Here is a 15,550-nt window from a genome sequence, read left to right as displayed (position 1 = left end):
GCACTAGCTGCGCGCCTTGATCGGTGCCGCGCCGTCCACCAGCGACTCGTTCAGATAGACCTCTGCCTCCTGCGCAGGCAGCGCGGGCGCATAGCCGAAGCCCTGACCATAGTGGCAGCCGTCCTGCACCAGCAGATAGGCCAGGCTGGCGTTCTCCACGCCCTCGGCCACCACTTCCAGCGACAGGTCGCGCCCGAGGTTCACAACCGAACGCACGATCTTGGCCGAGCCCTCGTCCTTGTCCATCGTCAGAACGAAATAGCGGTCGATCTTGAGCGTATCGAACGGCAGTCGCGCCAGATAGGACAGCGACGAGAAGCCGGTGCCGAAATCATCGAGCGCCAGCGATGCCCCGACCTCGCGCAGCGAGGCCAGCACTTCGGCGGCCTTGTTCGGATCGCGCATAATGTCGCTTTCCGTCACTTCCAGCTTCAGGGCGCCCTTGGGCAGACCGGTCGTGGCGATAATGTCGGCAACATCCTGAACCAGATGCGGACGCTCGATCTCGCCGACCGACAGGTTCACGCTGCAGAACAGATCGCCCGCCGCCGGATGGCGCGACAGCCACTCGGCCAGTTGACGCGCCGCCTGACGCATCATCACCAAACCCAGCTCCGCCATCAGACCCATCTCTTCGGTCAGTGACAGGAACTCGTCGGGCGGCACCAGTCCGCGTTGCGGGTGACGCCAGCGCGCCAGCGCCTCAAAGCCGGCCACAGCCCCCGTCGAAAGATTCACGATGGGCTGATAGAAGGGTTCGATCTCGCCGCGGCTGAAGGCGTTGCGAAGTTCGCTTTCCAGCGCCAGCCGCGACAGGCTGTCATTCTCAAGCGCACGACCATAGGCCGCCGCACCGCCGCGCCCGCCCGTCTTGGCCCGCTCCAGCGCCAGGGAAGCCCGACGCAGCAACTCGCCTGCGGCAGGCGCATCGGCACCGCCCTCGGCGCTTGCCGCACCGATCGACACGCTGGGATAGATGTCATAGCCGGCCACCGACATCGGCAGTTCCAGCGCCCCGCGCATCCGTTCGGCGGTGGATGCCGTCCCGGCCCCCGACTGACGGTCCCGTCGCACGAAAACAGCAAACTCGTCCTCGCCGATACGTGCGGGAGCGGCTTCATTGGGGAAGGCTGCCGACAGACGCGAGCCCAGCGTCGACAGGACAAGGTCCGCCCGCTCCGGCCCAAGCGCCTCGTTCAGCCGCTTTAGGCGGTCCAGATCGGCGATAACCATCTCGAACTCGCCGGGCTGGACCAGACCTTCGCTCACACGGCCAAGGAAGGAGCGGCGATCCAGCAGATGCGTCAGGTCGCATCGCCCCGTTCCGATCATCCGGTGTTCCAGCGTGACAATGCCCGCCGCGCGCAAACCGTCCTCAAGCCAGACCCCGCGCCACAGGCAGGTTTCGGACCCGCGCATTCTCAGGCGCACGGAAATCTCGGCACCTTCTGCGCGGGGCTTCAGCAGCCGCTCCGCAAGGGCGCGGTCCTGCGGCAGGGCCATGGCCACAAAGGTCGCCGCCGTGCACTCAGGTGCCAACGGGCCTAGTCCGATTGAAGGAGTCGCACCGCTAAAGCTGATGCTGTCCTGCGACGGGGTCCAGACCCACAACGCAGAATCTGCGGCCGCCAAGGCCTCGAGGGCCATGGTCGGGTCCCACGCATGCGCTCTGGAACGTTGGGTCAATATTGCCTCATTGGTCACGTTCTGGCTGCTTCCGCCCCCCGAGGTCGGCCTCCAAAACGCCAAACAGCAGATGATCTGCCCACACGCCGTTAATTTTCAAATAAGCCTTCGCCATTCCCTCGTGTCGGAAGCCCGACTTCTCCAGTACGCGGCGCGACGCATGATTGGATGGCACGCATGCCGCTTCCACGCGGTGCAGCGCCAAGCCTCCGAATGCAAAGTCCAGAACCGCCCCGACGGCCGCCGTAGCACGTCCCTCGCCCGCATATGGACGCCCGATCCAGTAACCAAGCGTTCCCGTTTCCGCGACACCGCGGCGAATGTTCGACAGGGTGATCGCTCCGACCAGTCCGCCTGTCTGCTGGTCCAGCACAAAGAACGGATAGGCGGTGCCCAGTTCCATCTCGCGCGCATAGACTGCCAAGCGGCGCTTATAGGCCCCGCGGGTCAGGTCATCCTCGGCCCATGCCGGCTCCCACGGTTGCAGATAGTCCCGCGAGGCTTCGCGGATCTCGGCCCACTCGCGATAGTCCGACGGACGCGGCGGTCGCAACATGACCCCGGCCCCGTAAAGAACCGGGCCCTCGTTTTCCGATTTCCAGTCAAACAAGGCCATGCGCCTGTTCTAAACGCTTCAAGCCTGCGAGCGATAGCCCGTGCGGGCGGCATCAACTGTGGATGCAAAGGCTTTTCCGGCCTTGATGGCCGCCTTGGGACCCAAAACCGCCGTTGCGGTGAGACCGTCGGACAACAGCCCCTCGCCAAAGGCGCGCATCCCCTCGGTCGTAACCGCCTCAAGCGAATCAGCCAGATCGTCCGACGAAACCAGATGCCCATAGACCAGTGCTTGTGTGGCATGGCGTGCCGAGCGGCTGGCGGCGCTTTCGTCCGACATCCACAGACCGGCCTTCATCACCGCCTTGGCGCGCTGCATCTCGGCCTCGGTCGGCCCGTCCAGCGCCAGTTGCACCACCTGCTGGGCGCAGACCTCGGCCAGCTCCTGCGAGCGTTCGGCAGCCGCACCCGCATAGATGCCGAGCAGGCCGACATCGGCATAGGGCTCCATATAGGCGTCGATCGCATAGGCCAGCCCGCGTTCTTCGCGCGCCGACTGGAACAGGCGCGAGGCCATGCCTCCGCCCAGAATCTCGGTGAACAGACGCGCGGTCGGCAGGTCTTCCGACGTCGCCGACGGAGCCACCATCTGGAATACCAGATTGGCCTGTTCAATCTTGCGGGCCATGCGGGCCTCGCCGCCGATGAACTGCGCCTCGGCAATGACCGGTGCGGGTCCGGCCACTTCGGAACCGAACCATGTCTCGGCCAGCTTCAACAGTTCGGCCTCGTCCACCCCGCCCGACACGGACACGACCATCCGGTCCGGGGAATAGAGCGCCGCACGCCATGCTGAAATCTGTTCGCGCGTGACCGGCTTCAGGCTTTCGACGGAGCCAAGGATCGGACGCCCCAGCGACTGGTCAAAGAAAGCCGTCGCCTGCGCCATTTCGAAAACATGGTCATCGGGGGTGTCGAACGCCTCAGCGATCTCCTGCGCCACGACGTCCTTCTCGCGCTCGATCTCGACGGGATCCAGCGCCGGTCGGAATACAAGGTCCGACAGCACCTGCATCGACAGCTCCAGCGAGCCGTCCACGCCACGGATATCAAAGCTGGTGCGCTCATAGCCGGTGGCTGCATTGATGGTGCCGCCCGTGGCCTCCACCCGCTCGACGATATCGCGTGCGCCCATCTCCCCCGCGCCCTTGAACACCAGATGCTCCAGGAAGTGCGACCAGCCCGACTGGGCCTCGCTTTCCATACGCGCGCCGCCTGCGACGGCAACATTCAGGGCAAAGGTGCGACGACCGGGCAGCGGATCGCAAATCAGTCTTACGCCGTTGGACAGCGTGTGCAGGCGGACAGTCAGGGGGTATTTCCTTGCAGGTCGGCCGTTCGCATCAGGCGACGGCGCAGCAGCCCTATATAGACGCCGATCAGGACAACAGCGAGGCCGAACCATGTCGCGGCATATCCGGCGTGGTTATTGCTGAAGGCCGCAGGCGGCACCGAGGGGTGCAGCCCCTCGATCTCCGGATTGATCGGCGTGGCGGCATAGATGATCCACGGCGAAACCTGCGTCTTCACACCCAGCACCTCGGCCATGGCCGCGGGGTCGCGCCCGAAGAAGACATTGCCCTCGGGCGGCGGCGTCATACCCGACGGTTTGACCGGCTTACGCACCACCCCCGTGAACGAGACGGGCATGGCGGCGTTGTTCCCGACGACCGGACGCGCCGTGACATCCTGACCGACAAAGCCGCGATCGATCAGGATCGACTGCCCGTTCGCCAGCGGACAGGCCGAAATCAAACGAAAGCCCGGCTGCCCCTCTTCGATCGAGCGCAACTCGACAAACGGGGCAGTGTTCAGCCCGCGACACAGAACCAAAACCTTGCGGAACTCCGGCGCGGCCGAAGCCAGCACCTCGTCCACCGGTGCGGGCGGCTGGGCCTCTGCCTCGGCACTGGCCGCGATCAGGCCTTCCTTCCACTGCAGACGCTCGACCTGCCAGACCCCCAGGCTGATCAGGGCCACAAGCGAGACCGCCGTCAGCGCCGTCAAAACAACGGGAAAGCGCGGCTTGGATTTGGAGCGGGTATCAGACATCAGCCGTCCTTGCGGGTACGCAGCATATTCAGGGCTGTCATCAACCCCTTTCCGGGTCGCATCAAGCCCCCCGAGACAAGAACCACCAACGGCAGCCAGATCACCAGATTGAGCCAGAGCGGGGGCTGGACCGCCAGATTGAACGCCACGGCGGCCATGCCCACGGTCGCGCCTGTAATCTGCATGATGAAGGTGGCTGCCCCGTCACCGGTCTCGATATCCTTCAGTGCAAAGCCGCACGCCTCGCAGCGCGGCTGCACCTTCAGCCAGCCCGCGAACAGACGCCCCTGCCCGCAGTTCGGGCAGCGCCCGCGCACTCCGGCCCAAACGGCGGCGCGCCCCTGCAATCGTTGATGGCTGCTGCTCATGGTCATCCAAAAGAAAACGGCGCTGAACCGAAGCTCCGCGCCGTCCTGATTATCAGACTTGGTGTCCGCCTATCAGCCGTAAACGACGTACAGGAAGGCGAACAGGAACAGCCAGACCACGTCCACGAAGTGCCAGTACCAGGCGGCAGCTTCGAAGCCGAAGTGCTTCTGCGGGGTCATTTGACCCAGATACAGACGCAGCAGGCAGACCGCCAGGAAGATGGTGCCGACCAGAACGTGGAAGCCGTGGAAGCCGGTGGCCAGGAAGAACAGCGAGCCATACAGCTTCGAGTTCAGGGCTTCTTCGTTGAAGAACAGGTGGCCGTGGATGATGTGGTAGTACTCATAGGCCTGAACAGCCGAGAAGATGACACCCAGACCAACGGTCAGCCACAGACCCATTTTGGCGGCCTGACGGTCGTTCTTCAGAATGGCGTGGTGAGCCCAGGTCACGGTCGTGCCCGACAGCAGCAGGATCACGGTGTTGAGCAGCGGCAGGCTCCAAGGATCCAGGACCTCGACACCCTTCGGCGGCCAGGTCGACCAGGCCGCAGCCGTGTCCGTCCAGTTGCCGTATTCAGGGATCAGGGTGCGGGCTTCGTTGAAGATCGCCATGTCGAAGAACATCCAGAAGATGCTGGCAAACAGCATGACTTCCGATGCGATGAACATGATCATGCCATAGCGAAGACCCAGTTGGACGACCGGCGTGTGGTCACCTTTCTGGCCTTCTTTGATGACATCACGCCACCAGCCGAACATGGAGTACAGAACACCGGCCAGACCGATGAAGAACACCCACTTGGTGCCCTCCGGCAGGCCGAACATGCCCTTCATCCAGATAACGGCGCCGGTCAGCATGACCACAACGGTCATCGAGGTGACGAGCGGCCAGGGGCTGGGGTCAACCAGGTGGTAGTCGTGTTGTGGTTTCGCGTGGGCCATTCCAGGGTCTCTGAATTAAGGCAAGAGTCGAGTTATGCAGGGCTATAGCGTTGCCAGTCGGGCTTTGCCAATGCCTATTGAGGCTTAAACCGCAGGATCGAAACCTTTGGTTGGGTAAAACGTGTAGCTAAGCGTGATTTCCTTGATCCCGCGGCCTTCACGGTCGGTCGCCATCTCGGGCGCCACGAAGTACTGGACAGGGAACACAACCTCGGCTCCGGGGGCAATCTCCTGCCCTTCGAAACAGAAGCACTGCAGCTTTTGGAAGTACGGACCGGCCTTGTCAGGCACGACGTTGTAAGCAGCCGTAGCGTGGATAGGTTCGTTCGAAGTGTTCTTGACCTTGAAATAGGCCATGCCCGTCTCGCCGATACGCACGCGCTGGGTGGTCTGCTCGGGCACAAAGGTCATCGGCAGGTTGCGGACGTTGGTGTCGAAGTGGATCGTCACCATCTGGTCCAGCACCTCCTTGGGCGCTTCGACCGCTTGTGACACTGTGCCGCCAAAGCCGGTCACCTGACAGAACAGACGGTACAGCGGTACAGCGGCAAACGCTGCGCCCGTCATCGCCATCACACCGAATACACAGGCGATGGCGATCCAGTTCTTGCGGGCCGCCTTTTTAGCGTTCACGTCACCCGACATTACGGACGCTCCGCCGGGGTGACCTCGACGGCTGGGGCTTCAACAGCCGGTGCCCTGGAAGGCACTGCGCCCACCGCTGCATTCTCGGCAGCCTCGGCCGCCTTGCGGGCCTCGTTGTTGGCATGCATCCGCGACACGGTGATCGAATAGACCGTGGCGATGAACAGCAGCAGGCCGCAGGCGATGGCAATGTTGCGGCGCTTGCGGGCGCGCACCTGTTCGTCGGTCAGCTTGATGAACTGCGGCGTAGAATCGTTCTGGGTCATCGCACTCAGGCTCCGATGAGCGGCAGTTGCTCGACCAGAAGGGCCGAGAACAGCGCCATCAAATACAGGATGGAAAAGGCAAACAGGTTGCGGGCAGGCTTGGCCTCGGCGCGCACGTCGTACAATGCGGCTTCTCGCCCCACGGCCTCGGCCTTGTCGGGCTGATCGCCTGCGCGCGAGCGCCACAGACGCAGCGCCAGATAAAGGAAGAAAAGACCGCCCGTGATCGACACGACGCCATAGATCACGCCTCCGAGACCCACAAAGGTCGGGGCAATCGCTACGGGCACGAAGACCAGGGTATAGATCAGGATCTGCAGACGGGTGGACTTGGCACCGCGTGCCACCGGCATCATCGGGATACCGGCCTTGGCATAGTCACCGGCCGAATACAGCGCCAGCGCCCATGAATGCGGCGGGGTCCACAGGAAGATAATCAGGAACAGCAACCACGCCTGCCACGGTGCATCACCCGTCGCCGCCGCCCAGCCGATCACCGGCGGGAAGGCCCCGGCGGCACCGCCGATGACGATGTTCTGGGGCGTGCGACGCTTGAGCATCAGCGTATAGAAGACGGCGTAGTAGACGATCGTCAGGGCCAACAGGCCACCGGCGATCCAGTTGGTGGTCATGCCCAGCAGCATGACCGAAAAAATCGACAGGATGACGCCGAAGGCCATGGCGTCGTTCTTGCGCACGCGGCCTGCCGCGACGGGGCGGCCACGCGTGCGACGCATCAGGGCGTCTGTCTCGCCCTCCAGCGCCATATTCAGCGCCCCTGCAGCCCCTGCCCCCACGGCGATGCAGATCACCGCCACGACAGCGTTCAGCAAAGCCAGATGGCCCTGCGCCGCGATCAGACCGGTGACAGCCGTAAACACGACCAGCGACATGACGCGCGGCTTCAGAAGCTGGAAGAAGTCTTCCGGCTGGGCGGTCGAAATGAGGGGGGCTTGGTGCTGGGTCATACTCATATAAGGCGAAGGCCGCCCTTCCGGTTCTCGAAAGGGCGGCCTCTCCATTTGTTATCCCGGGAGAGGGATTAGTGGTGGTCGTCCGCCTTCACCACCGGCAGTTCGTTGAACTGGTGGTGCGGAGGCGGCGAGGACAGGGTCCATTCCAGCGTGGTGGCACCCTCGCCCCACGGGTTGGCTTCACCCGGACGACGACGGATGGCGGCTTCCAGAAGCATGATCAGGAAGATGCCGACACCGACGATGGTGATCAGATAGCCGTAGGACGAGACCTGGTTCCACAGGGTGTAGGCTTCCGGATAGTCGATGTAACGACGCGGCATGCCTTGCAGACCCAGGAAGTGCTGCGGGAAGAAGATGACGTTAACGCCAACGAACATGACCCAGAAGTGCAGCTGTCCCAGGAACTCGTTGTACTTCACGCCGAACATCTTCTCGAACCAGTAGTAGAAACCGGCGAAGATCGAGAAGACGGCACCCAGCGACAGCACATAGTGGAAGTGGGCGACGACGTAGTAGGTGTCGTGCAGCGAGTAGTCCATGCCGGCGTTCGACAGCACCACACCGGTCACACCACCGACGGTGAACAGGAAGATGAAGCCGATAGCCCAAAGCATCGGGGTCTTGAAGGTCAGCGAGCCGCCCCACATGGTGGCGATCCACGAGAAGATCTTAACGCCGGTCGGAACCGCGATGATCATCGTCGCAGCTACGAAGTAGGTGCGCAGCTCGATCGACATACCGACCGTGTACATGTGGTGAGCCCACACGATGAAGCCGATGAAGCCGATGGCGACCATGGCGTAAGCCATCGCGAGGTAGCCGAAGATCGGCTTCTTCGAGAAGGTCGAGACGATGTGCGAGATCATGCCGAAGCCCGGCAGGATCATGATGTACACTTCCGGGTGACCGAAGAACCAGAACAGATGCTGGTACATGACCGGGTCACCGCCGCCGGCCGGATCGAAGAACGACGTGCCGAAGTTACGGTCGGTCAGCAGCATGGTGATGGCACCAGCCAGAACCGGCAGCGACAGCAGCAGCAGGAAAGCGGTGATCAGAACGCCCCACGCAAACAGCGGCATGCGGTGCAGGGTCATACCCGGTGCGCGCATGTTGAAGATGGTGGTGATGAAGTTGATCGAGCCGAGGATCGACGAGATACCGGCGATGTGCAGGGCAAAGATGGCCATGTCGAACGACGGACCGGTGTGGCCCATGGTCGACAGCGGCGGATAAGCCGTCCAGCCACCACCGAAGCCGCGGCCCGGACCACCGTCCACGAACAGCGACATCGACAGCATGATGAAGGCGGCAACCAGCATCCAGAACGAGATGTTATTCAGACGCGGGAAGGCCATATCCGGCGCACCGATCATGATCGGCGTGAAGTAGTTGGCGAAACCGCCCATGGTCGCAGGCATGACCACGAAGAACACCATGATCAGGGCGTGGGCCGTGACCGTGACGTTAAAGCCGTGTTTGGACGCTTCGACGATGCCCAGTTGCTGGACGATGCCGCCTTCACGGAACAGCTGGATACCCGGCTCGGCCAGTTCCCAACGGATCAGGCCCGACAGGGCACCACCCACCAGACCGGTGAAGATGGCGAAGATGAGATAGAGGACGCCGATGTCTTTGTGGTTCGTCGAGAAGAACCAGCGGGTGAAGAACCCCGGCATGTGATTGTCTGTTGCGCTAGCGCTAGCCATGATGAGTGTGCTCTCGCAAATCTTTATTGGGCAGCCGGTGCGGCAGCAGCAGGTGCTGCAGCCGCTTCGGTCTGGGCTGGGGTCGGGGCTGCCGCAGCAGCATCAGCGGCCGGAGCAGCAGGGGCCGGAGCTGCAACCGGAGCAGCAACTTCGGTACCCGGCATGGAACCGCCCTTCGAGGCGACCCAAGCTTCGAACTCTTCCTGGGTCACAACATTGACCTGGATCGGCATGAAGGCGTGGTCGACACCGCACAGTTCCGAGCATTGGCCGTAATAGGTGCCGACCTTCTCGGCCTTGAACCAGGTGTGGTTGGTCTTGCCCGGAATGGCGTCGATCTTCACGCCAAAGGCCGGAACAGCCACAGCGTGGATCACGTCAGCAGCGGTGATCAGCAGTTCGACCGTTGCGCCAACCGGCACAACCATCGGCTGGTCAGCGGCCAGACGGTAAAGCTGCTTACCGGCTTTGTCTTCCGGCAGCATGTTCGAGATGTATTCCGGAACCTTGTGGTCCGGATACTCGTAGGCCCAGTTCCACTGGTTGCCGGTGACCTTCACGCGGACGTCCGGCTCCGGCATGTTCTCATAGGCGAACAGCAGGCGGAACGAGAACAGCGCGATGACCATCAGGATCAGGATCGGCACAACCGTCCAGATCACTTCGATGACCGTGTTGTGTGCCCATTTTGCCGGAGTGGGGTTGGCGCGCTTGTTATAGCGCACGCAAATCCACAGCAGCAGTGCCAGCACCAGAACGCTGATGCCGATGCACATCGGCAGCAACACATACTGGTGGAAGTCGTGCACCTGGTGCTTCAGCGGCGATGCCGCCGGCTGAAGACCGATTGCACCCGGGGTCGGCTGCCCCACAAGTTCTTGCGCCCATGTCGGCGCAGCAACGAATGCGCCAAGCGCAGCCGTGGCGATACCCGCCCCCAACCGCGCTATAGCTCGCGTGCCCATCCCCATTCGAGAAGTCCTCATAAACCGTTCTGCCGCAGACGCCTGCGAAGCAATCGCAAACGCGCTGAGGCCCGTTCGAACCGCAGCGTTTGGGCGGTCGTTATCGGACAAAATGGCGTCGGGCAAGGTGTCTGACACATTCCGCAGCACAAGGTTGTTAGAAAGCCGCTCATTAAAAGGTGTTCATGTTTTGAAAGGTACCTTGCGTCACAAGATACCTTGTCATAACCATTGGACATCAACCGAGGGAACGAAATGCCCGAAACAATCGATATCCAACTGAAGAAAGGGGTCCTTGGACTGTGCGTCCTTGCCCTGCTCGCCCGTAGCGACAGCTACGCCTATGAGATCGCTTCTCGCCTGTCGGATGCAATCGGAATGGGTGAAGGCACGATCTACCCGCTGATGCGCCGCATGCAGACGGACGGACAGGTCGAAACCTATCTGGTCGAATCGTCCAGCGGTCCCTCGCGCAAATATTACCGTCTGACCGCCAAGGGTCACGAAGCCCTCGCCGCCCAGAGCACCGAGTGGAAGGCCTTCGCCAACGCCGTCGGCGACCTTCTGAGCGCCGCCACCTCGGCGGACACCATCAACGCGGGCGCACCAAAGCCCGTACCGGCCCTCACGGCCGCTGTATCCGACAAGGGAGCTGAATAATGAACCGCAACGAGTTCCTCGCCCGTCTCCGTCGCGGTCTGGTGGGTCTGACCAAGTCCGCTGCCGACGACATCGTGGCCGACTATGAAGCCCACTTCGACGACGCCGTCGCTGCTGGCCGCTCCGAAGCCGATGTCTCTGCCGCCCTTGGCGATCCGGACCGTCTGGCCCGCGAACTGAAGGCCGAAGCCGGTGCGCAGGCCTGGGCCCAGCAGCCGACCGCCTCCAACGCCCTGGGTGCCGTTCTGGGTATTCTGGGTCTGGGTGCCATCGACATCCTGATCCTGCTGCCGCTGGTTCTGCCGGTGTTCGGTACGGTTCTCGCCTTCCTCGTCGCCGGTGTCGGCATCTTCATCGCCGGTGGCGGTGTGATGGTCGTCGGTCCGTTCGCCGGACTGCCGGGCGGCATCCTCGCCGCCTTCCTTCTGGGTATCGGCCTGATGGGTCTGGGCGTCTTCATGATCGCCGCCATGGCCATCCTGATCAAATGGCTGATCGACGCGACCATCTGGTACGCCCGCCTGCACTACCGCGTCGCCAAACCCGCCCTCGAACCGGCTAACGCCTGATCTGCGCCCCTTACAGGAATAGGACACTGACATGATCCGCAATCTGTTCATCATCGGGGCCTCGGGTCTGGCCCTGGCTATTGTCGGCATCGGCGGCGCAGCAGCCGTCGGCGGCTCCGATCTGGCTAAGCACAGCTGGACCTGGGTGTTTGACGACAATGAAAACGACGGCGTCCGCGTCGTCCGCGAGCAACTGCCCGCCCCGATCACCCGCACCATAGAGTGGGCGGGCGGCGATAGCCTCGCCATCGACATCCCCGGCAAGGTCGTCTTCATTCAGGACGCCAGCGCCTCGGGCATCACCATCGAGGGTCAAAAGGAACTGGCCGAAAAGGTCACCCTGTCCGACGGTCGCCTGCGCCTCGACACCCCGGACCGTCGCGGCTCCGATCGCAGCTATGTGACGTGGGACGCCTCGGGCATCCGCGGCTGGAATGAGCGCGAACGCCTGACCATCACGATCCGCGCGCCTTCGGTGAAGTCGTTCGAGCTGTTTGGTCACACCAACCTTCTGGTGCGTGACTACAACCAGCCTGACCTGAAGCTGGCCCTGACGGGCAGCGCGGACGCCGAAGTCATCGGACGCACCCAGTCGATCACGGTCGACGCCTCGGGACATGCCTCGGCCGAACTGGACGAACTGCTGACGGAAAACGCCACCATTCGCACCAGCGGCAACGCCGACGTCGAAACCTCGGCCAATGGCAAGGTTGACGTGGTCGCTACCGGCAACAGCTCGATCAGCTTCAGCCGCCGACCGGCCGAACTGCGTCAGGAACTGTCGCAAGAAGCGACGGTCGATCAGGACTAAGCTCAACCAAAGGGCGCTGCACCTTCTCTCCCCCGCCTCGCAGCGTCCACTTCGCAAAGCCCTCGCTCGTCAGGCGGGGGCTTTTTCTTTGCGCCCGCCCGCGCCCGCGCCTATCTAGCGACTATGAGCTCTTCCACTTCTGTCTCTTCGCCCTCGCCCATTCTCGACGCCGCTGGTGTCGATGCGTCCGATGCCCTGTCCATCCTGCAAACCGCGCTGGAGGGTGCCGACGACGGCGAACTGTTCCTCGAAAAGACCGAGAGCGAATCCCTCCTGTTCGACGATGGCCGCCTGAAGAGCGCCAACTACGACGCCACCGAAGGCTTCGGCCTGCGTGTGGTCGCAGGCGAGACCGCAGGCTTCGCCCACGCCAATGAAATCTCCGCCGCCGCTATCGCGCGCGCAGGCGACAGCGCAGCCCTTGCCAAGCGCGGCTACTCCGGCACCGCCGCCGAAGCCCCCCTGGCCACCAATCAGCGCCTCTATGCGCCGGTCGATCCGCTGCTAGCCCCGTCCTTCTCGGACAAGATCGCCCTGCTGGCCGAGATCGACGCCTTTGCCCGCGTCCGCGACCCGCATGTGGTTCAGGTGTCGGCCTCCATCGTCGGCGAGCGCCGCACCATCGACATCCTGCGCGGCGACGGCCAGATCCTCAGCGACATCCGCCCGCTGGTACGCCTGAACGTCTCGGTGACGGTCGAGAAGAACGGCAAGCGGGAAACCGCATCCTCCGGTGCCGGCGGCCGCGCCGCCTTCGAGGAATGGATCAAGCCGGAAAGCTGGCAGGGTCAGGTCGACAAGGCTCTGCGTCAGGCCATGATCAACCTCGAAGCCATCGACTGCCCCGCAGGCGAGATGGACGTCGTTCTGGGCGCCGGCTGGCCGGGCGTGCTGCTGCACGAAGCCATCGGTCACGGCTTCGAGGGCGACTTCCACCGCAAGGGTTCGTCGGTGTTCACCGGAATGATGGGCAAGCGCGTCGCCGCCCCCGGCGTCACGGTCGTCGATGACGGCTCGATTGCCGACCGTCGCGGCTCGCTGTCGTTCGACGACGAAGGCACGCCGACCTCGCGCACCGTTCTTATCGAGGACGGCATCATGGTCGGCCTGATGCACGACCGCCTGTCGGCCCGCCAACTGAACGCCCGCGCCACGGGCAATGGCCGTCGCCAGTCTTTCGCCCACCAGCCGATGCCACGCATGACCAACACCTTCATGGAAGGCGGCAATGACAAGTTCGAGGACATGATCGCCTCGACCAAGCGCGGCCTCTACGCCGCCAACTTCGGCGGCGGTCAGGTCGACATCACAAACGGCAAATTCGTGTTCCAGTGCACCGAGGCTTACCTCATCGAGGACGGCAAGATCACCACGCCGGTTCGCGGCGCGACCCTGATCGGTGACGGTGCCACGGCGCTTACCAAGATCGAGATGATCGGCGACGACTTCGCCTTCGACCCCGGCGTCGGCACCTGCGGCAAGGCCGGACAAGGCGTCCCCGTCGGCATCGGCCAACCCAGCCTCAAAATGGGCGGCCTCACCGTCGGCGGCACCGCCGTCTAACACTTCAAAGGCCACCCGCCACGGGTGGCCTTTTTCGTTGAGGCTAGACCGACCTTGTCATCGTTCGAGGTTTGATGGACTTTGTCTATATGACTTCAACAGGTCACCCCCTTGTGTCGCTTCTGCTCGCCGGAGACGGTGACGATTGTGAACTTCTAACGTCTCTTGAGGAGGCGTTTGGCGTCCGCTTTGATGATCACGAGACTTTAAACTGGCACACTGTCGGCGATCTATACGATGGCCTAATCGAAAGATTCCCTGTTGAAACAGCGTCTGGAAAATGCCCGACAGCCATGGCGTTCTACGCGGTCCGGCGATACCTAAGACATCTTGGGGCCAAAAATCATATTGCTCCCACGACGAAACTGTCTCAGCTCACACGCAAATCCCGTTCGCAGTTTCTGGCAAATATGGCCCAGTACACAGGCACGCGCCCATTGCCCGGCGCTTATGATGAACTGACCTTGGGTATAGGCTTGGTTGCGATCGCCTGCGCCGCACTCTCAGTTGCGCCCTCCACAATCTTGGCACTGGGGTTGATCATCACCGTATATGCCGGAGCGGCCATTGCTCGTGCGCGCTTGGCAGGTTTCAGCGATACCACGGTGGGCGAACTCTCCCTTGAACTCGCCTCTCATAACTTCAGACACTTCGCCGATCTCGGAGCGGATCGACGAGAACCCACAGTTTGGACCGTATTCAAGCGACTGCTGGCAGATTTCCAAGCTGTTGACCCCGACCGGATCGAAAAGACGACGAGACTACTGGCATAGTAACGGGCTGCCTAACCATCGGCGGCACCGCCGTCTAAAACATCAAAGGCCACCCACTACGGGTGGCCTTTTTCGTAAGCCCTTCTAAGGTCGAACGGCGTTCTTGTCTCTTATTTGGGCTCTGCACATGTTCCGACTTCGCTTGCTCCTGACTGCGGCCTGCGCAACGGGTTTGCTGATCGGCAACCCGGCTTCCGCGCAGCATCAGGTCGCGGATGAGGATTGGGACTATGCCGAGGACGTCGCTAAAAAACCTATATTGCGACGGTGACTTTTGCCTCCGGCTAAGAACTCCGAGTCCAGTGCTATTTTGATCGATTCGTCGTCTCCCTCTGGGGATTGCCCGACCGGGCAAACGCCCTACACGGCGACCGTGCAAGTCGGCTCTACGCCCGTCACTCAAGTGTGGAGACAGAATGGGGTGTGGCTGAGCACCGAACCGGCACGCGATGCACGCGGACTGCGCAATGGCGGAATCCTACCTCTATCATCTCCCGCGACTCGCCGACGTCCGGCCATCTCTTCCCCTCTCGAACTGCCTTCCCGACATGCCAATCTGGATAAGGTCCTTACGGCATGTGGTTACGCGCTTGAGGTTGATCGTGACCATCTGCCAGATGTAGACGCGAACATGCGGCTCCAAGGCGTGCGACGACAGCCTACTCTCGACCACCAAAACAATAGGGACGTAGAAATCAGCTGACTCGTCGCCAACGGCCAATTGGAAGCCTGCCGCCCGCATCGAACCCCTCAGGGCGTCCGGCTTGCTGACGTTGAGCAAGAAGCCCGTCAATGGAACGGCAAACCCGTTCACCCGAGACACGCCCAAGCGAACGAAGGCCGCGTAGCACACATCAGCCTCCCGATAGAGCAGGTCGTAGCAGCGCGCTGACCCTCGCGATCAATCCAAGGCAAGATGCTGGCATGAGCAGAAAACGCGCAATCC

At 62.5% G+C, this 15,550-nt stretch carries 16 protein-coding genes; 5 read left to right on the top strand and 11 right to left on the bottom strand.

Translation table 11 applies throughout. The annotated features are described in order from the left end of the window. Window positions 1-3: 3 nt before the first annotated feature. The 11 genes from LOX95_RS11165 to coxB all read right to left on the bottom strand — a co-directional run bounded on the left by LOX95_RS11165 (window position 4) and on the right by coxB (window position 10,249). Window positions 4-1,647, bottom strand: coding sequence for a putative bifunctional diguanylate cyclase/phosphodiesterase (locus LOX95_RS11165; RefSeq protein ID WP_242914857.1), 1,644 nt, complete (start codon window positions 1,645-1,647; stop codon window positions 4-6). Between the two features lie 46 nt (window positions 1,648-1,693). Further along, window positions 1,694-2,302 carry a GNAT family N-acetyltransferase gene (locus tag LOX95_RS11160; RefSeq protein ID WP_242914602.1) on the bottom strand — a complete coding sequence of 203 codons (609 nt, stop codon included), beginning with the start codon at window positions 2,300-2,302 and terminating at the stop codon, window positions 1,694-1,696. 18 nt (window positions 2,303-2,320) lie between these two features. Further along, the gene (locus LOX95_RS11155) at window positions 2,321-3,613 is read right to left on the bottom strand and encodes a M16 family metallopeptidase (RefSeq protein ID WP_242914855.1); all 1,293 of its coding nucleotides are present in this window, start codon (window positions 3,611-3,613) and stop codon (window positions 2,321-2,323) included. Next, entirely contained in the window at window positions 3,610-4,353 is a 744-nt protein-coding gene (locus LOX95_RS11150) for an SURF1 family protein (RefSeq protein ID WP_242914600.1), read from the bottom strand. Before LOX95_RS11150 ends, LOX95_RS11155 begins: the two co-directional genes overlap by 4 nt. Then, the gene (locus tag LOX95_RS11145) at window positions 4,353-4,721 is read right to left on the bottom strand and encodes a DUF983 domain-containing protein (RefSeq protein ID WP_242914599.1); all 369 of its coding nucleotides are present in this window, start codon (window positions 4,719-4,721) and stop codon (window positions 4,353-4,355) included. Before LOX95_RS11145 ends, LOX95_RS11150 begins: the two co-directional genes overlap by 1 nt. A 72-nt stretch (window positions 4,722-4,793) precedes the next feature. Next, window positions 4,794-5,666: a cytochrome c oxidase subunit 3 gene (locus tag LOX95_RS11140; protein ID WP_242914597.1), complete on the bottom strand. Its 873-nt coding sequence runs from the start codon at window positions 5,664-5,666 to the stop codon at window positions 4,794-4,796. A gap of 84 nt (window positions 5,667-5,750) precedes the next feature. After that, window positions 5,751-6,311 (bottom strand): cytochrome c oxidase assembly protein, encoded by a 561-nt coding sequence (locus tag LOX95_RS11135; RefSeq protein WP_242914595.1) that lies wholly within the window; start codon window positions 6,309-6,311, stop codon window positions 5,751-5,753. Further along, window positions 6,311-6,577: a hypothetical protein gene (locus LOX95_RS11130; RefSeq protein ID WP_242914593.1), complete on the bottom strand. Its 267-nt coding sequence runs from the start codon at window positions 6,575-6,577 to the stop codon at window positions 6,311-6,313. Before LOX95_RS11130 ends, LOX95_RS11135 begins: the two co-directional genes overlap by 1 nt. A 5-nt stretch (window positions 6,578-6,582) precedes the next feature. Beyond that, window positions 6,583-7,551 (bottom strand): heme o synthase, encoded by a 969-nt coding sequence (locus LOX95_RS11125; protein WP_242914592.1) that lies wholly within the window; start codon window positions 7,549-7,551, stop codon window positions 6,583-6,585. A 68-nt stretch (window positions 7,552-7,619) separates the two neighbouring features. After that, a complete protein-coding gene (gene ctaD / locus LOX95_RS11120) occupies window positions 7,620-9,263 on the bottom strand; it encodes a cytochrome c oxidase subunit I (protein WP_242914590.1) in 1,644 nt (547 codons plus the stop codon). Between the two features lie 23 nt (window positions 9,264-9,286). Further along, entirely contained in the window at window positions 9,287-10,249 is a 963-nt protein-coding gene (coxB, locus tag LOX95_RS11115) for a cytochrome c oxidase subunit II (RefSeq protein ID WP_242914588.1), read from the bottom strand. Between the two features lie 234 nt (window positions 10,250-10,483). On the opposite strand from coxB, the gene LOX95_RS11110 reads away from it, so the two are divergent. From LOX95_RS11110 to LOX95_RS11090, 5 genes are all read left to right on the top strand, one after another. Then, window positions 10,484-10,888: a PadR family transcriptional regulator gene (locus tag LOX95_RS11110; protein ID WP_242914586.1), complete on the top strand. Its 405-nt coding sequence runs from the start codon at window positions 10,484-10,486 to the stop codon at window positions 10,886-10,888. Further along, window positions 10,888-11,457: a DUF1700 domain-containing protein gene (locus LOX95_RS11105; protein WP_242914584.1), complete on the top strand. Its 570-nt coding sequence runs from the start codon at window positions 10,888-10,890 to the stop codon at window positions 11,455-11,457. Before LOX95_RS11110 ends, LOX95_RS11105 begins: the two co-directional genes overlap by 1 nt. Window positions 11,458-11,488: 31 nt before the next feature. Then, a complete protein-coding gene (locus LOX95_RS11100) occupies window positions 11,489-12,268 on the top strand; it encodes a GIN domain-containing protein (RefSeq protein WP_242914582.1) in 780 nt (259 codons plus the stop codon). A gap of 123 nt (window positions 12,269-12,391) precedes the next feature. Continuing rightward, window positions 12,392-13,831, top strand: coding sequence for a metalloprotease TldD (gene tldD / locus LOX95_RS11095; protein WP_242914580.1), 1,440 nt, complete (start codon window positions 12,392-12,394; stop codon window positions 13,829-13,831). 74 nt (window positions 13,832-13,905) lie between these two features. Next, on the top strand, window positions 13,906-14,604 hold the full coding sequence (locus LOX95_RS11090) for an acyl carrier protein (RefSeq protein WP_242914578.1): 699 nt from the start codon (window positions 13,906-13,908) through the stop codon (window positions 14,602-14,604). Window positions 14,605-15,550: the final 946 nt, after the last annotated feature.

This window comes from Brevundimonas pishanensis, assembly GCF_022750635.1.
GTDB lineage: Bacteria > Pseudomonadota > Alphaproteobacteria > Caulobacterales > Caulobacteraceae > Brevundimonas > Brevundimonas pishanensis.
This window is presented reverse-complemented; position numbering and strand designations above follow the sequence as displayed.

Bases quoted from the DNA above. Each gene is read 5' to 3' on its own strand.
- LOX95_RS11165 (WP_242914857.1), bottom strand. From the start codon at position 1,647: ATGGCCCTCGAGGCCTTGGCGGCCGCAGATTCTGCGTTGTGGGTCTGG.
- LOX95_RS11160 (WP_242914602.1), bottom strand. From the start codon at position 2,302: ATGGCCTTGTTTGACTGGAAATCGGAAAACGAGGGCCCGGTTCTTTAC.
- LOX95_RS11150 (WP_242914600.1), bottom strand. From the start codon at position 4,353: ATGTCTGATACCCGCTCCAAATCCAAGCCGCGCTTTCCCGTTGTTTTG.
- LOX95_RS11145 (WP_242914599.1), bottom strand. From the start codon at position 4,721: ATGAGCAGCAGCCATCAACGATTGCAGGGGCGCGCCGCCGTTTGGGCC.
- LOX95_RS11140 (WP_242914597.1), bottom strand. From the start codon at position 5,666: ATGGCCCACGCGAAACCACAACACGACTACCACCTGGTTGACCCCAGC.
- LOX95_RS11135 (WP_242914595.1), bottom strand. From the start codon at position 6,311: ATGTCGGGTGACGTGAACGCTAAAAAGGCGGCCCGCAAGAACTGGATC.
- LOX95_RS11130 (WP_242914593.1), bottom strand. From the start codon at position 6,577: ATGACCCAGAACGATTCTACGCCGCAGTTCATCAAGCTGACCGACGAA.
- LOX95_RS11125 (WP_242914592.1), bottom strand. From the start codon at position 7,551: ATGAGTATGACCCAGCACCAAGCCCCCCTCATTTCGACCGCCCAGCCG.
- ctaD (WP_242914590.1), bottom strand. From the start codon at position 9,263: ATGGCTAGCGCTAGCGCAACAGACAATCACATGCCGGGGTTCTTCACC.
- coxB (WP_242914588.1), bottom strand. From the start codon at position 10,249: ATGAGGACTTCTCGAATGGGGATGGGCACGCGAGCTATAGCGCGGTTG.
- LOX95_RS11110 (WP_242914586.1), top strand. From the start codon at position 10,484: ATGCCCGAAACAATCGATATCCAACTGAAGAAAGGGGTCCTTGGACTG.
- LOX95_RS11105 (WP_242914584.1), top strand. From the start codon at position 10,888: ATGAACCGCAACGAGTTCCTCGCCCGTCTCCGTCGCGGTCTGGTGGGT.
- LOX95_RS11100 (WP_242914582.1), top strand. From the start codon at position 11,489: ATGATCCGCAATCTGTTCATCATCGGGGCCTCGGGTCTGGCCCTGGCT.
- tldD (WP_242914580.1), top strand. From the start codon at position 12,392: ATGAGCTCTTCCACTTCTGTCTCTTCGCCCTCGCCCATTCTCGACGCC.
- LOX95_RS11090 (WP_242914578.1), top strand. From the start codon at position 13,906: ATGGACTTTGTCTATATGACTTCAACAGGTCACCCCCTTGTGTCGCTT.